The sequence below is a fragment of the Bradyrhizobium sp. UNPF46 genome, assembly GCF_006658625.1.
GTDB lineage: Bacteria > Pseudomonadota > Alphaproteobacteria > Rhizobiales > Xanthobacteraceae > Bradyrhizobium > Bradyrhizobium nitroreducens.
In genome coordinates this window covers 105,713-123,085 of record NZ_LFJB01000083.1, presented here as the reverse complement: position 1 = coordinate 123,085, position 17,373 = coordinate 105,713, and the positions used below count along the sequence as shown (strand labels likewise).

Annotated in this window: 15 protein-coding genes and 2 pseudogenes; 7 read left to right on the top strand and 10 right to left on the bottom strand. The window is 66.4% G+C overall.

What is annotated here, in order from left to right:
* Positions 1-56: 56 nt before the first annotated feature.
* From UNPF46_RS29770 to UNPF46_RS29760, 3 genes are all read left to right on the top strand, one after another.
* Entirely contained in the window at positions 57-764 is a 708-nt protein-coding gene (locus UNPF46_RS29770) for a hypothetical protein (RefSeq protein ID WP_100178744.1), read from the top strand.
* A 183-nt stretch (positions 765-947) separates the two neighbouring features.
* Entirely contained in the window at positions 948-1,649 is a 702-nt protein-coding gene (locus UNPF46_RS29765) for a type 1 glutamine amidotransferase domain-containing protein (protein ID WP_100178743.1), read from the top strand.
* A 112-nt stretch (positions 1,650-1,761) separates the two neighbouring features.
* Positions 1,762-2,718, top strand: a complete 957-nt coding sequence (locus UNPF46_RS29760) for an alpha/beta fold hydrolase (protein WP_142252366.1) — start codon at positions 1,762-1,764, stop codon at positions 2,716-2,718.
* 18 nt (positions 2,719-2,736) lie between these two features.
* On the opposite strand, the gene UNPF46_RS29755 is transcribed toward UNPF46_RS29760, so the two are convergent.
* Entirely contained in the window at positions 2,737-5,613 is a 2,877-nt protein-coding gene (locus UNPF46_RS29755; RefSeq protein ID WP_142252365.1) for an ATP-binding protein, read from the bottom strand.
* A 460-nt stretch (positions 5,614-6,073) separates the two neighbouring features.
* Between UNPF46_RS29755 and UNPF46_RS29750 the strand changes: the two are divergent.
* Positions 6,074-6,511: pseudogene (locus UNPF46_RS29750) on the top strand (helix-turn-helix domain-containing protein); the annotation flags it as partial.
* A gap of 157 nt (positions 6,512-6,668) precedes the next feature.
* Here UNPF46_RS29750 and UNPF46_RS38580 read toward each other — a convergent pair.
* The 3 genes and pseudogenes from UNPF46_RS38580 to UNPF46_RS29735 all read right to left on the bottom strand — a co-directional run bounded on the left by UNPF46_RS38580 (position 6,669) and on the right by UNPF46_RS29735 (position 9,719).
* Positions 6,669-8,989 (bottom strand): annotated as a pseudogene (locus tag UNPF46_RS38580) (molybdopterin guanine dinucleotide-containing S/N-oxide reductase).
* Between the two features lie 226 nt (positions 8,990-9,215).
* Positions 9,216-9,398 carry a hypothetical protein gene (locus UNPF46_RS29740; RefSeq protein ID WP_142252364.1) on the bottom strand — a complete coding sequence of 61 codons (183 nt, stop codon included), beginning with the start codon at positions 9,396-9,398 and terminating at the stop codon, positions 9,216-9,218.
* Between the two features lie 126 nt (positions 9,399-9,524).
* A complete protein-coding gene (locus UNPF46_RS29735; protein WP_142252363.1) occupies positions 9,525-9,719 on the bottom strand; it encodes a hypothetical protein in 195 nt (64 codons plus the stop codon).
* Positions 9,720-9,805: 86 nt separating this feature from the next.
* On the opposite strand from UNPF46_RS29735, the gene UNPF46_RS29730 reads away from it, so the two are divergent.
* Positions 9,806-10,321 (top strand): YciE/YciF ferroxidase family protein, encoded by a 516-nt coding sequence (locus UNPF46_RS29730; RefSeq protein WP_142252362.1) that lies wholly within the window; start codon positions 9,806-9,808, stop codon positions 10,319-10,321.
* An 88-nt stretch (positions 10,322-10,409) separates the two neighbouring features.
* On the opposite strand, the gene ubiV is transcribed toward UNPF46_RS29730, so the two are convergent.
* Genes ubiV through ubiT form a run of 3 tightly spaced genes read right to left on the bottom strand, consistent with a single transcriptional unit; the run spans position 10,410 to position 12,894 of the window.
* Positions 10,410-11,345: a ubiquinone anaerobic biosynthesis protein UbiV gene (ubiV, locus tag UNPF46_RS29725; RefSeq protein ID WP_142252361.1), complete on the bottom strand. Its 936-nt coding sequence runs from the start codon at positions 11,343-11,345 to the stop codon at positions 10,410-10,412.
* 27 nt (positions 11,346-11,372) lie between these two features.
* Positions 11,373-12,350: a ubiquinone anaerobic biosynthesis protein UbiU gene (ubiU, locus tag UNPF46_RS29720; RefSeq protein WP_181770175.1), complete on the bottom strand. Its 978-nt coding sequence runs from the start codon at positions 12,348-12,350 to the stop codon at positions 11,373-11,375.
* A gap of 4 nt (positions 12,351-12,354) precedes the next feature.
* On the bottom strand, positions 12,355-12,894 hold the full coding sequence (gene ubiT, locus UNPF46_RS29715) for a ubiquinone anaerobic biosynthesis accessory factor UbiT (RefSeq protein ID WP_142252359.1): 540 nt from the start codon (positions 12,892-12,894) through the stop codon (positions 12,355-12,357).
* A gap of 100 nt (positions 12,895-12,994) precedes the next feature.
* Here ubiT and UNPF46_RS29710 point away from each other — a divergent pair, with 100 nt between their 5' ends.
* Both UNPF46_RS29710 and UNPF46_RS29705 read left to right on the top strand, forming a co-directional pair.
* On the top strand, positions 12,995-14,524 hold the full coding sequence (locus UNPF46_RS29710) for a UbiD family decarboxylase (RefSeq protein ID WP_142252358.1): 1,530 nt from the start codon (positions 12,995-12,997) through the stop codon (positions 14,522-14,524).
* Complete coding sequence (locus UNPF46_RS29705; RefSeq protein ID WP_142252357.1) at positions 14,521-15,117, top strand: UbiX family flavin prenyltransferase; 597 nt, start codon at positions 14,521-14,523, stop codon at positions 15,115-15,117. Before UNPF46_RS29710 ends, UNPF46_RS29705 begins: the two co-directional genes overlap by 4 nt.
* Positions 15,118-15,154: 37 nt before the next feature.
* On the opposite strand, the gene UNPF46_RS29700 is transcribed toward UNPF46_RS29705, so the two are convergent.
* The 3 genes from UNPF46_RS29700 to UNPF46_RS29690 are packed head-to-tail and all read right to left on the bottom strand — an operon-like array spanning position 15,155 to position 17,343.
* Positions 15,155-15,478 (bottom strand): metal-sulfur cluster assembly factor, encoded by a 324-nt coding sequence (locus UNPF46_RS29700; protein ID WP_100178730.1) that lies wholly within the window; start codon positions 15,476-15,478, stop codon positions 15,155-15,157.
* The gene (locus UNPF46_RS29695) at positions 15,475-15,984 is read right to left on the bottom strand and encodes a DUF2249 domain-containing protein (protein WP_142252356.1); all 510 of its coding nucleotides are present in this window, start codon (positions 15,982-15,984) and stop codon (positions 15,475-15,477) included. Before UNPF46_RS29695 ends, UNPF46_RS29700 begins: the two co-directional genes overlap by 4 nt.
* Before the next feature lie 12 nt (positions 15,985-15,996).
* On the bottom strand, positions 15,997-17,343 hold the full coding sequence (locus tag UNPF46_RS29690) for a hypothetical protein (RefSeq protein ID WP_181770171.1): 1,347 nt from the start codon (positions 17,341-17,343) through the stop codon (positions 15,997-15,999).
* Positions 17,344-17,373: the final 30 nt, after the last annotated feature.

The following is a 17,373-nucleotide window of genomic DNA, read 5'->3' as shown; positions in this document are numbered from 1 at the left end:
CCAAGCCGCATCGGCCCCGCCATGGTGGAAACGCTGCACGGTGGATATGGCGGGACATGGCGCTTCTTGATGATGTGATCGATGCCAGCGGTGGATTGGCCCGCTGGAACAGCTTGAACCGGTTCACGCTCCACCTTTCCGTTGGCGGAACGCTATTTTCCAACGCAGGACATGCCGGGGAATTCAAGGACGTGACGGCAGAGGGCTCGCCTCGGACGCAGTCGGTCCGCTTTACCGGCATTACCGGCGGTGAATATTCCGGCTCCTTTCAACCCGACGCGGTCACCATCGAGAGCCCGGATGGCGCAGTCCTGCGGACCTGGCGCAACCCGAGCCTCGCGTTCCCCGAAGCCAGCCCACCTGCGCTCGCGGACGAGCTGCATCTCGTCTTCTTCTGCGGCGTGACGATCTGGAACTATCTGACCAACCCGTTCCTGCTCGCCCATGAGGATGTCGTGGTGGAAGAGCTGCCGCCCTGGCAAGAGGGCACCGAAACGTGGCGGCGGCTGCGTGCGCGATTCCCCTCGCACATCATCACGCTCGCGCCGGAACAGATCTTCTATTTCGACGAGAGCGCCTTGCAGCGGCGCACGGATCACGATCTCTTCGGAATGAAGGTCGCGCACTCCTCCTGGGCTCACGACAGCTTCGGCGGCATCGTGGTGCCGACGCTTCGACGCATTCAGACGTTGCGGCCAGACGGAACCGTGGTCGCCAGGCCCGTGCTCATGGACGTCGAGATCTTCGACGCCGTGTTCGAATAACGGCGACGCGCGCGAGCCTGACGACGGCCCGCTCTCAACGTCTAACAACACATAACGAGCCAACGGACTGCCTTGGGTGCAGATTGCGCAGGCGCGCATCGAACGAGCTGCCCGCACGCGGCAAGCGGACGCATCTTCAGGCCGGAACGCGTCGTTCGGCAAATGCACACAAGGGAGACAGTCATGAAAGTACTGATGGTTCTCACGTCCCACGATCAACTCGGCGACACCGGACGCAAGACCGGCTTCTGGCTCGAAGAGCTCGCGGCCCCCTATTATGTCTTCAAGGACGCCGGCGCGGAGATCACGCTGGTCTCGCCCAAGGGCGGCCGTCCACCGCTCGACCCCAAGAGCAACGAGCCGGAGTTCCGCACCGACCTGACGCTCCGCTTCGAGGCCGATGCGGCTGCGGAAGCGCAGCTCGACAAGACGCTTCGCCTCGACAGCGTCAGGCAGGAGGAGTTCGACACGCTGTTCTATCCCGGCGGCCACGGCCCGATGTGGGACCTCGCCGAAGACCCGGCCTCAGTCAAGCTGATCGAGTCTTTCTTCGCCGCCGGCAAGCATGTCGCCATCGTCTGTCACTCGCCGGCCGCGCTGCGCCACGTCAAAACGCCTGACGGCAAGCCGCTGGTGCAGGGCAAGGAGGTGACCGGATTCACCAACGGCGAAGAGGAGGCGGTCGGCCTCACCAAGGTGGTGCCGTTCCTGGTCGAAGACGAAATGCTGCGCCTTGGCGCCACCTTCTCGAAAAAGGCCAACTGGACGCCCCACGTCGTCAGCGACGGCCTGCTGATCACGGGCCAGAACCCGCATTCCTCGGGTCCGGCCGCCCAAACCCTGTTGGCTGCTCTCAGGGGCAAGCAGATGGCGAAGGCATCATAGATTTTCGGACGTGACGCATCTCGGGAGGCGTCCCGCAATGGCGCCTCCTGGCACCGCGCGAGCGCGCGATTGGCACTTTCGACGAACTGACAAGACGTGCCGGAGCGATGACATGAATATCCCAGCTGCACTTGCCCTCTCGGCCGCAATGGCCGGCGCCATCGTACAGGCCTCGGCACAGGACCTGCGATCGAGCCGGCGTTCGATCAGCTACCACACCGTCGAAGTCCGGGGCCTCGAGATCTTCTACCGCGAGGCCGGCCCCGCCGACGCCCCGACCGTGCTGCTGCTGCACGGCTTTCCCTCCTCGTCGCGGATGTGGGAGCCTCTGCTGCCGCTGCTCGCCGACAAATATCACGTGATCGCACCTGATTATCCCGGCTTCGGCAACAGCAGCGCGCCGCCGCCATCCGCCTTCAGCTACACGTTCGACAACGTCGCGAGCATCATCGGCGAGCTCACGACGAAGCTCGGACTGGGCAAGCATGTCCTGTTCATGCAGGACTATGGCGGTCCCATCGGCTTCCGCATGGCGCTCGCGCACCCCGAGCGCGTGCGCGGCATTGTCATCCAGAATGCGGTGTCGCACGAACAGGGCTTGAGCCCGCTCTGGGAAGCGCGTCGTAAATATTGGGCCGACCCGGCCCGAGAGCTCGAGGCGCTCAAGGCCAATTTCACCTCGCTGGAGGCGACACGGCTGCGGCACATCGGCTCCAGCCCGCATCCCGAGCGTTACGATCCCGACAGCTGGACGGACGAATATGCGTTTCTGACGCGTCCGGGCCAGAGCGAGATCCAGACCACGCTGTTCCAGGATTACCGGACCAACGTTGCCTCCTATCCGAAATGGCAGGACTGGCTGCGCAAGACGCGGCCGCCGACACTGGTTGTCTGGGGCAAATACGATCCGTCCTTCACCGTCGCCGGCGCCGCCGCCTATCGCGACGACGTGCCGGATGCCGAGGTACACATCCTCGATGCGGGTCACTTCGCGCTCGATGAAGCCACTGACGAGATCGCCTGGCTCGTCCGCGACTTTCTCGTACGGCTGGATGGACGCAAGGACTGATCCATCGCTTCGATGCAATCAGTCAGGCTGATCCAGCATCAGCCGCGCCGCCCTGAGATCGGCGGTCTCGAAACCCTCGGAGAAGCGGCCGTAGGTGCTGGCGAGTGCTCCGAGCGGATCCGGCGCGCCCTGCCGCTTCCGAAGCCGTGCCAGCGACATCTCGGTCCGCAATCGCCAGGACAATGCGCCCTGTTGCTCGGCAAGCGCGGCCGACGCGACGAAATCGGCTTCGGCAGCCTTGAGGTTGCCGCCATGCACCTCGAGCTCTCCCCGCAGACGGAGCAGCTCCGGCATGTCGAAGGCGCCGCCTTCCTGCTCGAGCCGCGCAATGGTCTCGTGCAGCACTTCGCACGCTTCCGGCAGCCGCCCCAGGGCGACCAGCCCCTGCGCGAGATCCGCGGCGAACGCCGATGCATAGAGCTCGTAGCGATCGGCGTGCAGGCGCGCAAGCGCACCCCGCAACAGCTCGATGCCGCCCGTCGCCTCGCCGCGGGCGATCATGGTCTGCGCCCGAAAGCCGGTCGCGACGGCCTCGTAAGGCACCAGCCCGTGCACGCTCGCATGCGCTGCCAGGCGGGTGGTCATGGTCTCGACGGCGGACCAGTCGCCAACCCATCCGAACACCGAGGCGGACCAGCAGAGCGCGATACAATGCATGACCACGTCGCGCGGCGCTGACGCGCCGATCAGCGGACGGACGCATTCGAGCGCACGATCGGGATATCCGCGCAGCCACAACACGCGCGCGAGCGGGATCTGCGGCGTACGCGCATAAGCGAAATGTCCGGGCTCCGTCCCGCGCAGAGCGGCGTCGTCGCGCACGCCCTCGTCGAGATGGGCCTGCGCCGCGGCCTGATCCCCGGCGAGGTGATGGGATACGCCGAGGAGCGCCTTGCTGCCGGCGATCCCTGCGGTGTCGCCGATCAGGCGGGCGATCCGCTCGGCGTGAAGCGCCGTCGGCACCAGATTCCGGTAGCCGCCGGTCCGGCGGTAGAACATGTTCAGCCGCGACAGCAGCCGGAATGTGCTGGCGTGGTCGCCCAGCGCTTCCGCAATCTCCAGCCCACGCCTGAGCGCCGCTTCGGCCTGCGCGCTGTTGCGCTCGGTGAACATGAAGGCGTGACCGAGCGTCGACTGGAGCTCGAGCTCCCACCTTCCGCCCCGGCCGGCGCCGTCGAGAGCGGCAAGGGCGCGATCGGACCAGCTGCGTGCCTCGTTCAGCAGATTGAGCTCGACGAACAGCCTTGCGCAGCTGCCGGCGAGCGGAACGCGCAAATCGGCGCCCGCATCGTTGACGAAGCTCCATTCCAGCGCGGCACGCGCATCGGCGAGCAAACCCGCCCGTTCCTGCGCGCGCGACGCCTGGCCGCTGCCGCCGATCTCTCCCATGCCGGCTTCGAGCGTGCGCTGAACGAACAGGGCGTGCCGTCGCGCGGTCGCATCCATCTGGCCGCCATCGGCCAGCTTCTGCATGGCGTAGGCCCGCGTCACATCCAACAGGCGATAGCGCCGCGATGCGCCGTCCGGCTGCGAGGACACCAGCGACTTGGCCACGAGCTGCTCCAGCGCATGGACGACGCGATCTTCCGGCATCTCCTCCGCCGCGGCCACCGCGATCGCCCCCTTCAACGTGAAGTGGCCTGCGAAGACGGCGAGCCGCTGAAACACGATGCGCTCGCTCTCGCCGATCAGACCGAAGCTCCAGTCGAGCGTGGCACCGAGCGTCTGCTGCCGCAGGGGCGCAGTCCTCCGTCCGCGCCATTCGAGCTGCGGATGGCCGTCGAGCAGCGCCGCCATCTCGCGCAGCCCGTAAAGACCGACGCGCGCGGCGGCGAGCTCGATCGCGAGCGCGATGCCGTCGAGCTTGCCGCAGATCCGGACCAGGACTTCCGCATCCTCCTCGGTGATGTCGTCCCGATGGCCCGCTGCAACCGCGCGGTCCACGAACAGACGCGCCGCCGGATAGTTCAGCACCTCGCCGGCGCTGAGGCGGGCATCCTGCGGCGGACCGGGCAGCGGAACCAGATCGAAGATCTTCTCGCCCTCCACCAGCAACGACTCGCGGCTGGTTGCGAGGATGGCGACGCCGGGCGCCTCACGGTAGATGTCTTCTGCAAGGCGCGCGGCCTCGTCGATGACATGCTCGCAGCTGTCGAGCACGAGAAGCAGCCGCCGCCCGCGCAAAAAGTTGAGGATGCTGCCCGAGGGATCGTTGTGGTGCACGACGAGACCCAATGCAGCCGCAACCGTGCTCGAAACCAGTGCGGCGTCCTTCAATGGTCCGAATTCGAGGAAATGCACGTTGCCATCGAACGTGTCGCACATCTCATGCGCAAGGGCGGTTGCGATGGTGGTCTTGCCGATGCCGCCCGGCCCGCGCAGCGTGACGAAGCGATCGCGGAGCAAGCGCGACTCCAGCTCGGCCACGACCTCGTCCCGCCCGATCATCCGGTCCAGCCGACGCGGCAGAGCCGGCGGCGCTGCTTTTTCAGGCGCCTGCGACATCAGCACGGGCGCTTCCGCGCGCTTGCCGTGCCGCACGGGCGCGACAAAGCAATAGCCCCGGCCCGGGATGTTGGTGATGTAACGGGTCCCGTCCTTGCCATCGCCGAGTGCCTTGCGCAGCTCCGCGACATTGACCCGCAGGTTGATCTCTTCCACGGCGAGTCCGGACCATGCGTAGCCGAGAATCTCGTTCTTCGGCACCACCTCGCCGGCACGGCTGACGAGCAACCGCAAGATATCCATCGCGCGGCTGCCGAGCTTGACCGGCACGCCGTCCTTCTCCAGCAACCGAGAGCGCAGCGAAAAGGGCCCGAACGTGACGGTGTCGAGATCAAGGATCGTTCCGGCGTCACCGCTGCGGGCGCCATCTCCTGTCGAGAGCTCGGTCACATCTCGCTCAACTTGACAAATGCTTCATCGAAACGCGGGGCGAATATACAAGGCATCGATGCGAGGTCCAGTGAGGGCGCCGCACGGATCCTCACACCGGTGCTGACCGCCACGCGAGATCCGTGTTCCCCCTCAGACCGGTTCAATCCGCGCAAATATCTGGCAAATTGGACACAATCGGAGCCTGCGGCGGGCTGTCGCACGAGGGGCGCGCGCACAAAATCTAACAGATCCTAATCACCACTAACGAGCGTCCTGGCCAGCTCGCGCCTATCCTCCGAGCATGGAAAGCATTGAGTTTGCGCGTTTGCCGATCGTCGCAAACAGCCGCAAAGCCTGGAGAGGACGAACGATGTCGAGCAACTTGCACCCGGCGCATGCCTGGATCGATCTTTCGGCCGGCGCCCGGAATCACGAGGTTCTTCGCCCCACACCGGCCATCGCCCGGGAAAGCCAACCCGCGGGAATGGAGCTGCCGCGTGTCAGGGTCAACGCCTTGCCAAAATGGCGGCTGCGGCGGGTCGAGCAATACATCGCGAATCATTTCGACCGCTGCATCAGCCTGGCCGAACTTGCCAATGTCGCCGGCCTGTCGAGGATGCATTTTGCAGCCCAGTTCCGCGCCGCGACCGGCTACCGTCCCCGCGAATATCTGCTGCATCACCGGACCGCGCATGCCAAGATGCTGCTCGCAAACACCGAGCGGCCATTGGCGGAGATCGCGCTGGCGGTCGGCTTCAGCACCCAGGCGCATTTTTCGACCGTCTTCAAGCGCATCAGTGGCGAGTCTCCGGCGCGCTGGCGCCTTGCCAGCAAGGGTGATCGGCCCACGGTCGAAGCTCCCTTATCGCGTCGTCCTTCCCCGGAGCGGGATTGGATGGCCAGCGCAGCCGCTTGAATGTATCGGCCGGCTCGCGCCCTCTCCTCCCGGGCCTGCGAGCTTCTCGGGGCCGCCCTGATCCCACACAGGACGGCCCCTCTTTTTGCTTTGACTCAGGTCAGTCGCGTCGCTGCAAGCCGCAGAGCGGGGGCACGAGAGCGTAACCGCCTCTCCCCTAAGCCGGATCGAACGCGCGGATCGGCGGCAGATTGCCGGTGAACTTCTCCACCTCGACCGTCGTCAGCTGACCGGTACAGCCCTGCGCCAGGGATGAGGTGCCGATGTCGCGAGTAAGCACGTTCGGATTGCCGTGCACGCAGAGCGGCGCCTCGTCCTCGGGATCCATCGGATCGTACCAGGCGCCGGTCGGAAGCTGCACGACACCGACCGCGATGCCGTCGGTGACGTGGACCGCGGCAAGGCAGGCGCCGCGCGCGTTGAACAGGCGGATGATGTCGCCGTCCCTGATGCCGCGCGCGTTGGCGTCAACAGGGTTCATGCGCGCGACCTCGCGGCCGCGATGTTTCGCGGCAAGCGAATGCCCGCCGAAATCGAGCTGGCTGTGCAGGCGCGTCACCGGCTGGTTGGCGACGAGGAAGCACGGCGCACCAGGTTTGGGCATGTCGGACTTCTCCAGCCAGACCGGATGGCCCGGACAATCCGCATCGCCATGGCCGGCGATCTTGGCTGAGAAGATCTCGATGCGACCGCTCGGTGTTGGCAGCGCGTGATTGACCGGATCTTCACGAAAGCGACGCAGCCGGCCGCCGTCGTCGGGCTGCTGCGGCACCACGAGACTGCCACGCTGCCAGAATTCTTCGAAGCTTGGGGCCTCCAAGCCGCGCTTCGCAAGCGAGGCGCGGGTCGGCTCGTACAGATGCTCCAGCCATTGCCGCGACGTACGTCCCTCGGTGAAGGGTTCGCGCGCGCCGAGACGCTCGGCGAGATCGGCGAAGATGTCGTAATCGTCGCGCGCAAGGCCGAACGGCTCGGCGACCTGATGCATCGCGACCATCAGGGGATCGTTGGTGGAATAGCCGATGTCCTCGCGCTCCAGCGTCATCGTCGCGGGCAGCACGATGTCGGCGTGACGCGCCGTCGCGGTCCAGGCGAGCTCGTGCACGACGAAGGTGTCGAGTTGCGCAAAGGCCTTGCGCAGGCGGTTGATGTCCTGGTGATGGTGGAACGGATTGCCGCCTGCCCAATAGACGAGGCGGATGTCCGGATAGGTGCGCGTCTCGCCGTTGTAGCGATAGGTCGTGCCGGGATTGAGCAGCATGTCGGCGATGCGCGCCACCGGAATGAAATCGGCGACGCCGTTGCGGCCCTGCCCGAGCGTCGGGCCTGGCACGTCGTTGACGCGGCGGCCGTAATAGCGATCGCCCCCAGCGAATAGGCGTAGCCGCCGCCGGCAAGGCCGATCTGGCCGAGGGCTGCCGCCAGCACCATGCCCATCCACACCGGCTGCTCGCCATGCTCGGCGCGCTGCAGCGAATGCGAGACGGTGATCAGCGCGCGCTTGCCGGCCGCGCGGCGCGCCAGCCTGCGGATCGTCTCGGCATCGACGCCCGAGATCGCGGCGGCCCATTCGGCATGCTTGGGCTGGCCGTCGCTCTCGCCCATGAGATAGCGCAGGAAGACGGGCCAGCCCTCGGTGTAGCGATCGAGGAAGGCCTGATCGTGCAGCCCCTCGGCAACCAGCGTGTGGACGATGCCGAGCATCAGCGCGGTGTCGGTGCCGGGCACGCAGCTCATCCATTCGGCGCCGGCTTCCACCGGCAGGTCGTCGCGCAGCGGGCTGACCAGGACGAAGTCGCAGCCGCGCTTGCGCGCCGCTTCCATCGCGCCGCGCTCGACGTGCTTGCTGATCGAGCCGCCGGCCACCATGGAGTTCTTCAGCGCCATGCCGCCGAAGGCCAGCACGATCTCGGTCTCGGTCGCGATCTGCTCCCAGGTGACGTTGCGCTTGGTGATGTCCTCATAGCCCGCCAGGATCTGCGGCAGCAGCACCGAGGATGCACCCGACGAGTAGGTGTTCACCGACCGCACATAGCCGCCCAGCGCGATGTTGAGGAAGCGATGCACCTGGCTCTGGGCGTGATGAAAGCGGCCCGCGCTCGACCAGCCATAGGAGCCACCGAACACGGCGCCCGGGCCGCGCGTGTCGCGGATACGGCCGAGCTCGTCGCCGAGCAGGTCGAGGGCCTTCTCCCAGCTGACGGAGACGAACTCGTCGCGGCCGCGGCGATGGTCGGGGCCCGGCCCGCGTTCGAGCCAGCCGCGGCGGATCGCCGGCTGGGCGATGCGTGCCTGGTGGCGGAGTGCGCCCGGAAAATTGCCGATGATGCCGTTGGGATCGGGATCGCCCGCATAGGCCCGGACCTCGAGGCCAGCTGTGCCCTGACGCGCGGAAAACACGCCCCAATGCGAGGTGTGCGGCTTGAAGCCGTCGGACAAGTCCAGACCGGGGTCGGGGAAGCCAATCGTGTCGTCCATGTCTGATCCTCGTTCCGGCGGCGGCCTGCAATCGGGGTGGTACTATACCGATCCGTTGCGGATATCGTCGAGATCAGCCTTGTCGGAAACGCCGGGCTGCCCCGCGCGGAGCCCGGCGGGCAGCCGAATCGCGGGGAACGAAGGCCCCGGCAGTTTCATTGATGTTGCAGACGGCATGAGCCGGCAAAGCTATTCGGCGCCGGGCAGCTCGTCACCGGTGGCCGCATCACTCGCCGACGCAGCAATCCACCAACAGCTCCCAGATCCGCTGCGCCTCGCCGCGCTCGTATCTGTCCGGCACCTTCTCCCCATTGCGTCGACCGTAGCCGCCGATGGCGCGGATTTCGCGAGGCACGATCCATCGCTCCGAGATCGGGTCGTACCATTTTCCAATGTTCAGCTCAGTCACGGCGATCAGCTCTCGGATATGATCAACGGTCGAGCGAGGCGCCTGCCGCGGCTTCGTGCGAGCCATTCGGCGAGGCGTCATCCAATTTACCAATCGTGAGCGCCCAGGATCGTTCCCCTCTTGGGCTCATCCCGGCCGGGCCGGATGCTGCGTGCGCGGATGCCGCTCGTGCAGCAGCCGCGCAAGCTCCTCACGCTCGGTCGCGCGTCTCTTCATGGCGGTCTCGAACAGCGCCTCCTGGATGTCGCGCGGCATGTCGCCCCACACATCCATCGCCGCGCGTCCGAGCAGGCCCGCAAGATGATCAACTCCAACACTCATTCGGCTCTCCTGGTCTCACCACGGAATGGAACAGCTGCCAGCGTGGAGCGTTCCAGTGCCATCATTGTGAAAAGGAGGCGTCCCTTATGGGTTTCTTCACCAAGGACATCAAAACGATGGAAGACCTGCTGCTGCATGGGCTGCAGGACATCTATTATGCGGAGCAGCAGATCCTGAAGGCACTGCCCGACATGATCGAGAAAGCGACCAACAGGGACCTCGTCGCCGGCCTGAAAGCGCATCTGGACGAGACCAACAAGCAGGTCGAGCGGCTCGACAAGGTGTTCGCCAAGCTCGGCAAGGAGCCCAGCGGCACGCAGTGCCCGGCGATCGACGGCCTCATCAACGAAGCCAACGCGACCGCCGGCGAGATCGAGGACAAGGCGGTGCTCGACGCCGCAATCGTCGCCAATGCGCAGGCCGTGGAGCACTACGAGATGTGCCGCTACGGCACGCTGATCGCCTGGGCCGAAGAGCTCGGCCACGACGACATCGTGCGCTTCCTCACGACCAATCTCAACGAGGAGAAGGCTGCCAACACCAAGCTGAACACGGTGGCGCTTCGCAAGGGTGTCAACGCCAAGGCGTCGAACGCAGCCTGATCGACGTGCGATCGACACGCGATCCGTCGATCGAGGTTGAGCTCGAGGACCTGGCGGCCCGGCGCGTGGGCCGCCATGGTCTATCGGACTAGACGGGGCCGATCTGCGGCGCCACGCCTTGCATGTCGCCCGATCGGCCGCGACGGTAGAGGTGCCCCGGCTCTGCCCACAAGAATCCATTCGAGAACGGGACACCGGGATAGGCCGCGGCAAGGCGGCGGTTGCCGCCGTCGGCATCGTCACGCCCGTTCAGCACATCACGAAAGATCCTGGCGATCTCGACCATGTCGCAATCCTGCGGCGACAGGCGCAGCGAGCCGACCTTGCTCTCGTGCAAGAGGCCGGCCTCCCCGAGCAGATTGGCGCAGGTGTGCGACAGGGTCTGCACGCCGTTGATGGTCAGGAAGTCCTGCTGCTCCAGCGTGTTCAGAAGCAGGCCATCCGGGTCCTTCTCGCAGACGAAGCGGCAATTGTCCTTGGCGAGCTTGTGCAGGCGCGCGTGATAGCAGCGGGCGGAGATGGCGAGCGGCACCCTGCCGAACGCAAACATTTCGGTCGTGACATCCGGAATAGCCTTCGCGATCGCCGCCACCGAAGCCAGCGGCAACTCCGGCGGCAGGCAGATGCGTTTCGCCCCGTGCGCAACGTGGAAGGCCGCGCTCGCCTCGTTGTAGATGTTGACGAAGGGCCCGATGGCGTGCGGCCGGCCCGCGAGCGCCCTGAGGCAGGTCAGATCATTCACCTCGACCATAGCGCCCTCGAGGGCAGCGAGCTCTTCGGTCTGGCGGCGCTCGCGCCGTAGCGAGATCAGGATCAGCGAGCCCAGCAGCACCTGCTTGCCTGCGTTCTGCAACCGCTCGACCACGGCCGGGATGTGGTCTGCGAAGAACGGGGAACGCTTCGAGCAGACGATCTCGCCCACGGATACGACGTCGAGCGGCGCTTCGTCGGCGATCCGAAAATAGAAATCGCGCCAACGCTCCGGCGCCCAATTGTACAGAACTGGACCGAGGCTGAGTTGCATCTTCCGGATCTCACATGTTCGACAAGATTAGCGCCAGGTCTTGCGATAGGCGCCGAGCGTGGAGGCCTGCCCTTCGGTGAACGGCTTCAGGCTCGCGATATCGGCCTCGCTCCCGCTCTCGAGTGCCGCGAGCGCATGACGGAAGTGGCGCACGACGCTTTCGACATAGGCGCGGCCGCGCTGGCGGCCCTCGATCTTGAGCGCGGTCACCCCGGCATCGCGCAAGCCCTTGAGCAGCGTCGTTGCGTCCAGGCTGACAGGGTCCTCGAAAATGTAGCCGGCGCCCTGCGCGGTCGAGAAGCGGCCCTTGCAGAGGGTCGGATAGCCCGCGGGCTCGGTCGCGGCGAACCGGTTGATGGCGAAGCCGCCGAGACTGGACTTGGTCCCCTCCGCCGTCTGTTCGTAAGTGACATGGCTCGGCGGGGAGCAGACGCCCTGCATGTTCGGCGATTTTCCGGTCGCATAGGAGGATAGCGAGCAGCGCCCCTCGGCCATCACGCAGAGGCCGCCGAACACGAAGACTTCGGTCTCGCAGGCGGACTCCCGGGTGATCTCGGCGATCTCCGGCACGCTCAGAACACGCGGCAACACGACGCGCTTTGCGCCGAAGGTTTCGGCGTAGAAGGCGATGGCATCGGGATTTGCGGCCGCAGCCTGGACCGAGACGTGCAGACGCTGGTTCGGATGGCGCCGCGCCGTGTAGTCCATCAAGCCGATATCGGCGAGGATCAGCGCATCGGCTCCGGCACTCACCGCATCGTCCACCGCGCGATGCCAGATCTCGACGGCGGAGGCGCGCGGGAAGGTGTTGATGGCGACCAGAACCCTCGCGCCGCGCCCATGCGCCAGCGCTATGCTCCTCCGCATCTCGTCGCGGCTGAAATTCAGTCCCGGAAAGTTGCGCGCGTTGGTTTCGTCGTTGAAGCCGCAATAGATCGCATCGGCGCCGGCGTCGATCGCGCTTCTGAGCGCCGCCGGCGTCCCGGCAGGACAGATCAGTTCCATCATCTCAACTGCTCGCTTGCCCGGACGAACCGATCAACTGGCCGCGGGCGGCTTCGAAGGCGCGCCTCACCGGCGCGCCCAGCGGACCGAACAGCGAGGACACTTCAGTGGCGAGATCGAGCTGGGCGTCGTCGATCGCATTGCGCAGCGCCAGCACCGCCTCGACATCGCCCTCGATGACGAGCTCGCGCGAGAACATCAGGGCATCGCCATCGACCCTGCCTTCGAGCAGAGCCAGCAGATTGACGAACGAGGCCGAGATCCGCGCATCCAGTCCCGGCGGCAGGTCTCGGACGACGGACAGGCGCGGCGGCGTCGCCTCGACCACGAAGGCAAAGGGCAGATCGATCGGCCTGATGCCGAACCGCGCGCGCGCGTGCGGGCCGAGCCGGTCGAATATCGCGGGGTTGCGCCGATGGATCCGCTGCAGGACGCCGCCGAGAACGAGCTGCAACGGCAGCAGAGGCAGGGGACGCATGGCCAATGCGACAAGCGGCGGAATCGTCGGCAACGGGCCGGGCGATGCGGCGGACGGATCATTCATGGCCGCACATCTGGACGGATTGCACGCCGCTGTATTTGAGCGGGAACAATGAAGAGCAAAATCAGGCCGGCTAGCTGTGATTTTTTGGGAGCCTGCTCAATTGCAACGTGATGTGCCGCGCTTTCGCGACCTGTCGGACTTCCTGCGCTTCATCGAAAGCCGGGGGCAGTTGCGACGCATTCGCGAGAAGGTCTCCGTCGTCCACGAGATCACGGAGATCCACCGGCGTGTGCTTGGGGCACACGGGCCGGCATTATTGTTCGAGCAGCCCGTCAAGGCCGACGGCCGCCCCTCGGAGATGCCGCTCCTCACCAATCTGTTTGGAACGGTCGAGCGGATCGCATGGGGGATGGGGATCGCGCCCGACCGTCTCGAGCAGCTCGGCGAGCTGATGGCCGAACTGCGCGCGCCGCGACCGCCGCACAGCATCAGGGACGCCTTCGACAAGCTCCCGCTCGCCCGCGCCGCGCTGGCGACGCGTCCGCGCACGCGCGCGGCCGCGCCGGTGCAGGATTGCGTCACGATGGGCCCCGACATCGATCTTGCGCGACTGCCGGTCCAGATCTGCTGGCCGGGCGAGCCGGCACCGCTGATCACCTGGCCGCTCGTGATCACCGTGCCGCCGGACTCCCCGACCGCCGACCAGGAGGAGAATGTCGGCGTCTACCGCATGCAGGTGCTCGGCCGCGACCGCGCCATCATCCGCTGGCTTGCGCATCGCGGCGGCGCTAGGCATCACCAGCAATGGAAGGCGATCGGGCGCGACATGCCGGTCGCGATCGTCATCGGCGCCGACCCCGCCACCATCCTCGCCGCCGTGCTGCCGCTGCCCGAGACCATGTCGGAGCTGCGCTTCGCCGGCATCCTGCGCGGCGAGCGCCCCGACCTAGCGCCCTGCCTCACCGTCCCGCTCGCGATCCCGGCCGAGGCCGAAATCGTCATCGAGGGTTTTGTCTCTGCGACCGAAACCGCACCCGAGGGTCCCTATGGCGATCACACCGGATATTACAATTCCGTCGAGGAATTCCCGGTGATGCGGGTGACGGCCATCACCAGCCGGCGTCAGCCCGTCTACCTCTCGACGTTCACGGGCCGGCCGCCGGACGAGCCGTCGCGGATCGGCGAGGCGCTCAACCGCCTGTTCGTGCCGCTGATCCGTCAGCAATTTCCTGAAGTGACCGACTGCTTTCTGCCGCCGGAGGCGTGCTCCTACCGGATCGCGGTCGCGGCGATCAGGAAGCGCTATCCCGGCCAGGCCCGGCGGCTGATGCTGGGCCTGTGGTCGATGCTGCCGCAGTTCAGCTACACCAAGCTCCTGATCGTGGTCGACGACGACATCGACATCCGCGACTGGCGGGCCGTGATGTGGGCGGTCTCGACGCGCAGCGACGCCTCGCGCGACCTCGTGACGCTCACCGACACGCCGATCGACTATCTCGACTTCGCCTCGCCGAAATCGGGGCTCGGCGGCAAGCTCGGCATCGACGCCACCACGAAGATTCCACCGGAGACGGATCGCGAATGGGGCATTCCGCTGGCAATGGATCCCGCAATCGTCGCGCGCGTCGATGCGATGTGGGCCAGCCTCGGCCTTGCCGGCACGGCGCTGCGCGCGCCGGTCCCGACATGAGCGGGCGGCAAGGCATCGTCGTCGGCATCAGCGGCGCCTCGGGCGCTGCGATCGGCGTGCGCATCGTCGAGCTGCTGGCGGGCAATCCGCACTACGCGGTCCATCTTGTGGTTTCGCCCGCGGCGGAGCGTACGCTAGCCGCGGAAGTGGGGCGCGATGCGCTGGCGCGGTTGCACGCGCTCGCTTTCCGCCATCACCTTCATTCGGACATCGGCACTGCGATCGCCAGCGGCTCGTTTCCGGTCGCCGGCATGATCGTCGCCCCGTGTTCGATCCGCACCCTCTCGGCCATCGCCTGGGGGCAGCTCGACAACCTTCTGACCCGCGCGGCCGACGTGCAGCTCAAGGAACGGCGCCGGCTGGTGTTGCTGGTTCGCGAGAGCCCGTTGCATCTCGGCCATCTGCGGACGATGCTGCAGGCAACGGAGATCGGCGCGATCATCGCGCCGCCGATGCCGGCCTTCTATCTCAAGCCGCAGTCGCTGGACGAGGTGATCGACCAGATCGCCGCGCGGGCGATCAACCTGCTCGACCTCCCAGAGCTTCGCGCACCCGCAGGGATCTGGTCCGGCCCGGGCGCCGAAAGCGTGTAGCCGGCGGCGCAGCTTCAGTCCCGGCCACATCGCCCGATCAGTTCACCTCGGCAAAACCGAGCGACGACTTCACACCCGGCGAGATCATCGAAGGCTGCCAGGGCGGCTCGAACGTCATGGTGACGTCGACCGTATCCACGCCCGGAACCAGGCTCGCGCTGTTGGCGACTCCTTCCTTGAGAAAGGACGCGGCGGGACAGCCGCGTGTGGTCGCCGTCATGGTGATGTGCGCGGCGCCGTCGTCGATGGACACATCATAGACGAAGCCGAGATCGACGATGTTGTGGCCGAGCTCCGGGTCGATCACGACCTTGAGCGCCTGCCTGATCCGGGCGACGAGGTCCTCATCATCGATCGTCATGCCTGCACCCTCACCGTCAGTTGATAGAATTCGTTCTGCGGCGTGAAGCCGCCGCGCCATTGATGGCCGCGCTTGGTCAGCTCCCGGAACAGGAAGACCGGCTCCCGGCTGAGCAAGGCGTGGAGCGTCTGGCCCGGTGCGAGCCGTTCCAGCGCCGCCAGAATCCGAACCATCGGCTCCGGCGGATCGAGGTCGCGATTGTCGAGACGAACCGCGGGCTCCGGCCAATCGTCATCGTTCGGCGCAGCAGAAGCTGGCCCGGCCGCTTCGACCGAGCCATCGTCCGGCATGAAGCGGATCTCCCATTCGCCGCCTTCGAGCTCGGCTTCCCGATGCGCAAAGCCCTTGCTCGCCATGACGTCGAACAGAGGAACCGGCTTGAAGGGCGCGTAGAGCCGCAGTCCCTCCCCGGGCGAGAGCCGCGCGAGAGCGGCCATGATGATCGAGAACGGCTCGCCGCCTGCGCGCAGGATCGGCCGGACATCGACGTCGATGAATTCGGTCATTGCAGTCTCCTTTCAATTCCGCGAGACCAGGAGGTGAGGCGCGGCTGCTCCCGTCGGCAGGCGCAGCGGCTCCGCCACGTCCGCAAGCCGCCTTGCCCTGATGAACTCCTCGCTCAGGCCAAGCGTAGCGAGCGTCACCACCGCCACGGCGAGACGGAAGCCGAGTGCCGCGTCGACCAAAAGCATCAGCGTCGCCATCCAGCTTCCGGCAAAGAACAGCACGAACCATTTCAACGCGCGGCGCTCGGCAACGAGATCCTGCACGCGAGGCGTCGGTACCCTGCCCATCACCGGACCGTAGGTCTCGAGCCAGGTCAGGAACGGCACGATCTTGTAGAGATTGGCGAGCACAAGGCCCGTGAGCCAGCCGAACGCGACCAGAAAGGCGAGCGCTCCGACATGGGACGCGAAAGAGCCGGCCGCAACGAACGCGGCACTGAGCATCGCTGCGGCGACGAAGCTCGCCAGCGCAACGAGACTCATGCGCGTGTTGAGCTCGAGCGCACGGCGCTTGCGGGCTCTGTAAAGGCCGAGCACGTCACGGCCGTAGGCGGCGAGCGACAGCAGCGCCGCTGCCGCCGCCAGCAGCAGCGTCAGATTGAGGCCCGTCATGCGCCAGAGTGCGAGCACGCCGCCGACCAACCCGACAGCCAGCGCTGTGATGCCGGCAAGCCAGGCGAGCCGGCCGAGTCGCGCATCGCTATCGGGCGCGAGCATGAACATCGCGAGCAGGCGATAGCTGACGCCCATGGCCGTGAATGTCAGCCATCCGCCAAGCCCCGCGAGCGCGTGAATCGGCACGCCCGAGACCAGCAGGTCCGGCCATTGCGCACCGATGGCAGTTCCGGACAGCACCAGCGAGAACAGGCCGCCGAAGCTCGCCGTGACGCAGATGCAGGCAAGCCCGGCTGCGACGAACCGCGCCGGCCCCGGCAAGGGGCGCGCCGACCAGAGCGTCATGCCGAGATTGGCAACGACCAGGGCGAAACCGGCGATCAGCAGGCTGGCGCCGACGGGAAGCAGCCAGCGTGGCCCGTTGAGGTGTCCGCCCAGTGTGAGAAAGCCTGCGAGCAGAACACTCAGGCCAAGCGTCAGCAGCACCAGAGCCGGCAACGTCCAGCGCTCCGCATAAAGCGGCCTTGCGACCAGCACCGGCACGAACTGGAACAGCGCGCCACACAGGGCCGTGCTCAACCAGCCGATGGTCACGATGTGAACGACGACGAGCGTGTCCGGACCGTCGATGTCGTGATTCGGAAAACCGAAGCCGGCGACGATCAACACTTCCGCGAGCAGCAGCCAGGCGATCGCGACCGCGAAGTAGCTGATAGCCCATCTAAAGAGGCTGGTTCCGATCACGGCTTCCTTCCCATCGCCCGCGCACGACGC

What these genes read in the sequence shown, in the direction of transcription:
- UNPF46_RS29770 (WP_100178744.1), top strand. Translation starts at nt 57, where the DNA reads ATGGCGCTTCTTGATGATGTGATCGATGCCAGCGGTGGATTGGCCCGC.
- UNPF46_RS29765 (WP_100178743.1), top strand. Translation starts at nt 948, where the DNA reads ATGAAAGTACTGATGGTTCTCACGTCCCACGATCAACTCGGCGACACC.
- UNPF46_RS29760 (WP_142252366.1), top strand. Translation starts at nt 1,762, where the DNA reads ATGAATATCCCAGCTGCACTTGCCCTCTCGGCCGCAATGGCCGGCGCC.
- UNPF46_RS29735 (WP_142252363.1), bottom strand. Translation starts at nt 9,719, where the DNA reads ATGAGTGTTGGAGTTGATCATCTTGCGGGCCTGCTCGGACGCGCGGCG.
- UNPF46_RS29730 (WP_142252362.1), top strand. Translation starts at nt 9,806, where the DNA reads ATGGGTTTCTTCACCAAGGACATCAAAACGATGGAAGACCTGCTGCTG.
- ubiV (WP_142252361.1), bottom strand. Translation starts at nt 11,345, where the DNA reads ATGCAACTCAGCCTCGGTCCAGTTCTGTACAATTGGGCGCCGGAGCGT.
- ubiU (WP_181770175.1), bottom strand. Translation starts at nt 12,350, where the DNA reads ATGGAACTGATCTGTCCTGCCGGGACGCCGGCGGCGCTCAGAAGCGCG.
- ubiT (WP_142252359.1), bottom strand. Translation starts at nt 12,894, where the DNA reads ATGAATGATCCGTCCGCCGCATCGCCCGGCCCGTTGCCGACGATTCCG.
- UNPF46_RS29705 (WP_142252357.1), top strand. Translation starts at nt 14,521, where the DNA reads ATGAGCGGGCGGCAAGGCATCGTCGTCGGCATCAGCGGCGCCTCGGGC.
- UNPF46_RS29700 (WP_100178730.1), bottom strand. Translation starts at nt 15,478, where the DNA reads ATGACGATCGATGATGAGGACCTCGTCGCCCGGATCAGGCAGGCGCTC.
- UNPF46_RS29695 (WP_142252356.1), bottom strand. Translation starts at nt 15,984, where the DNA reads ATGACCGAATTCATCGACGTCGATGTCCGGCCGATCCTGCGCGCAGGC.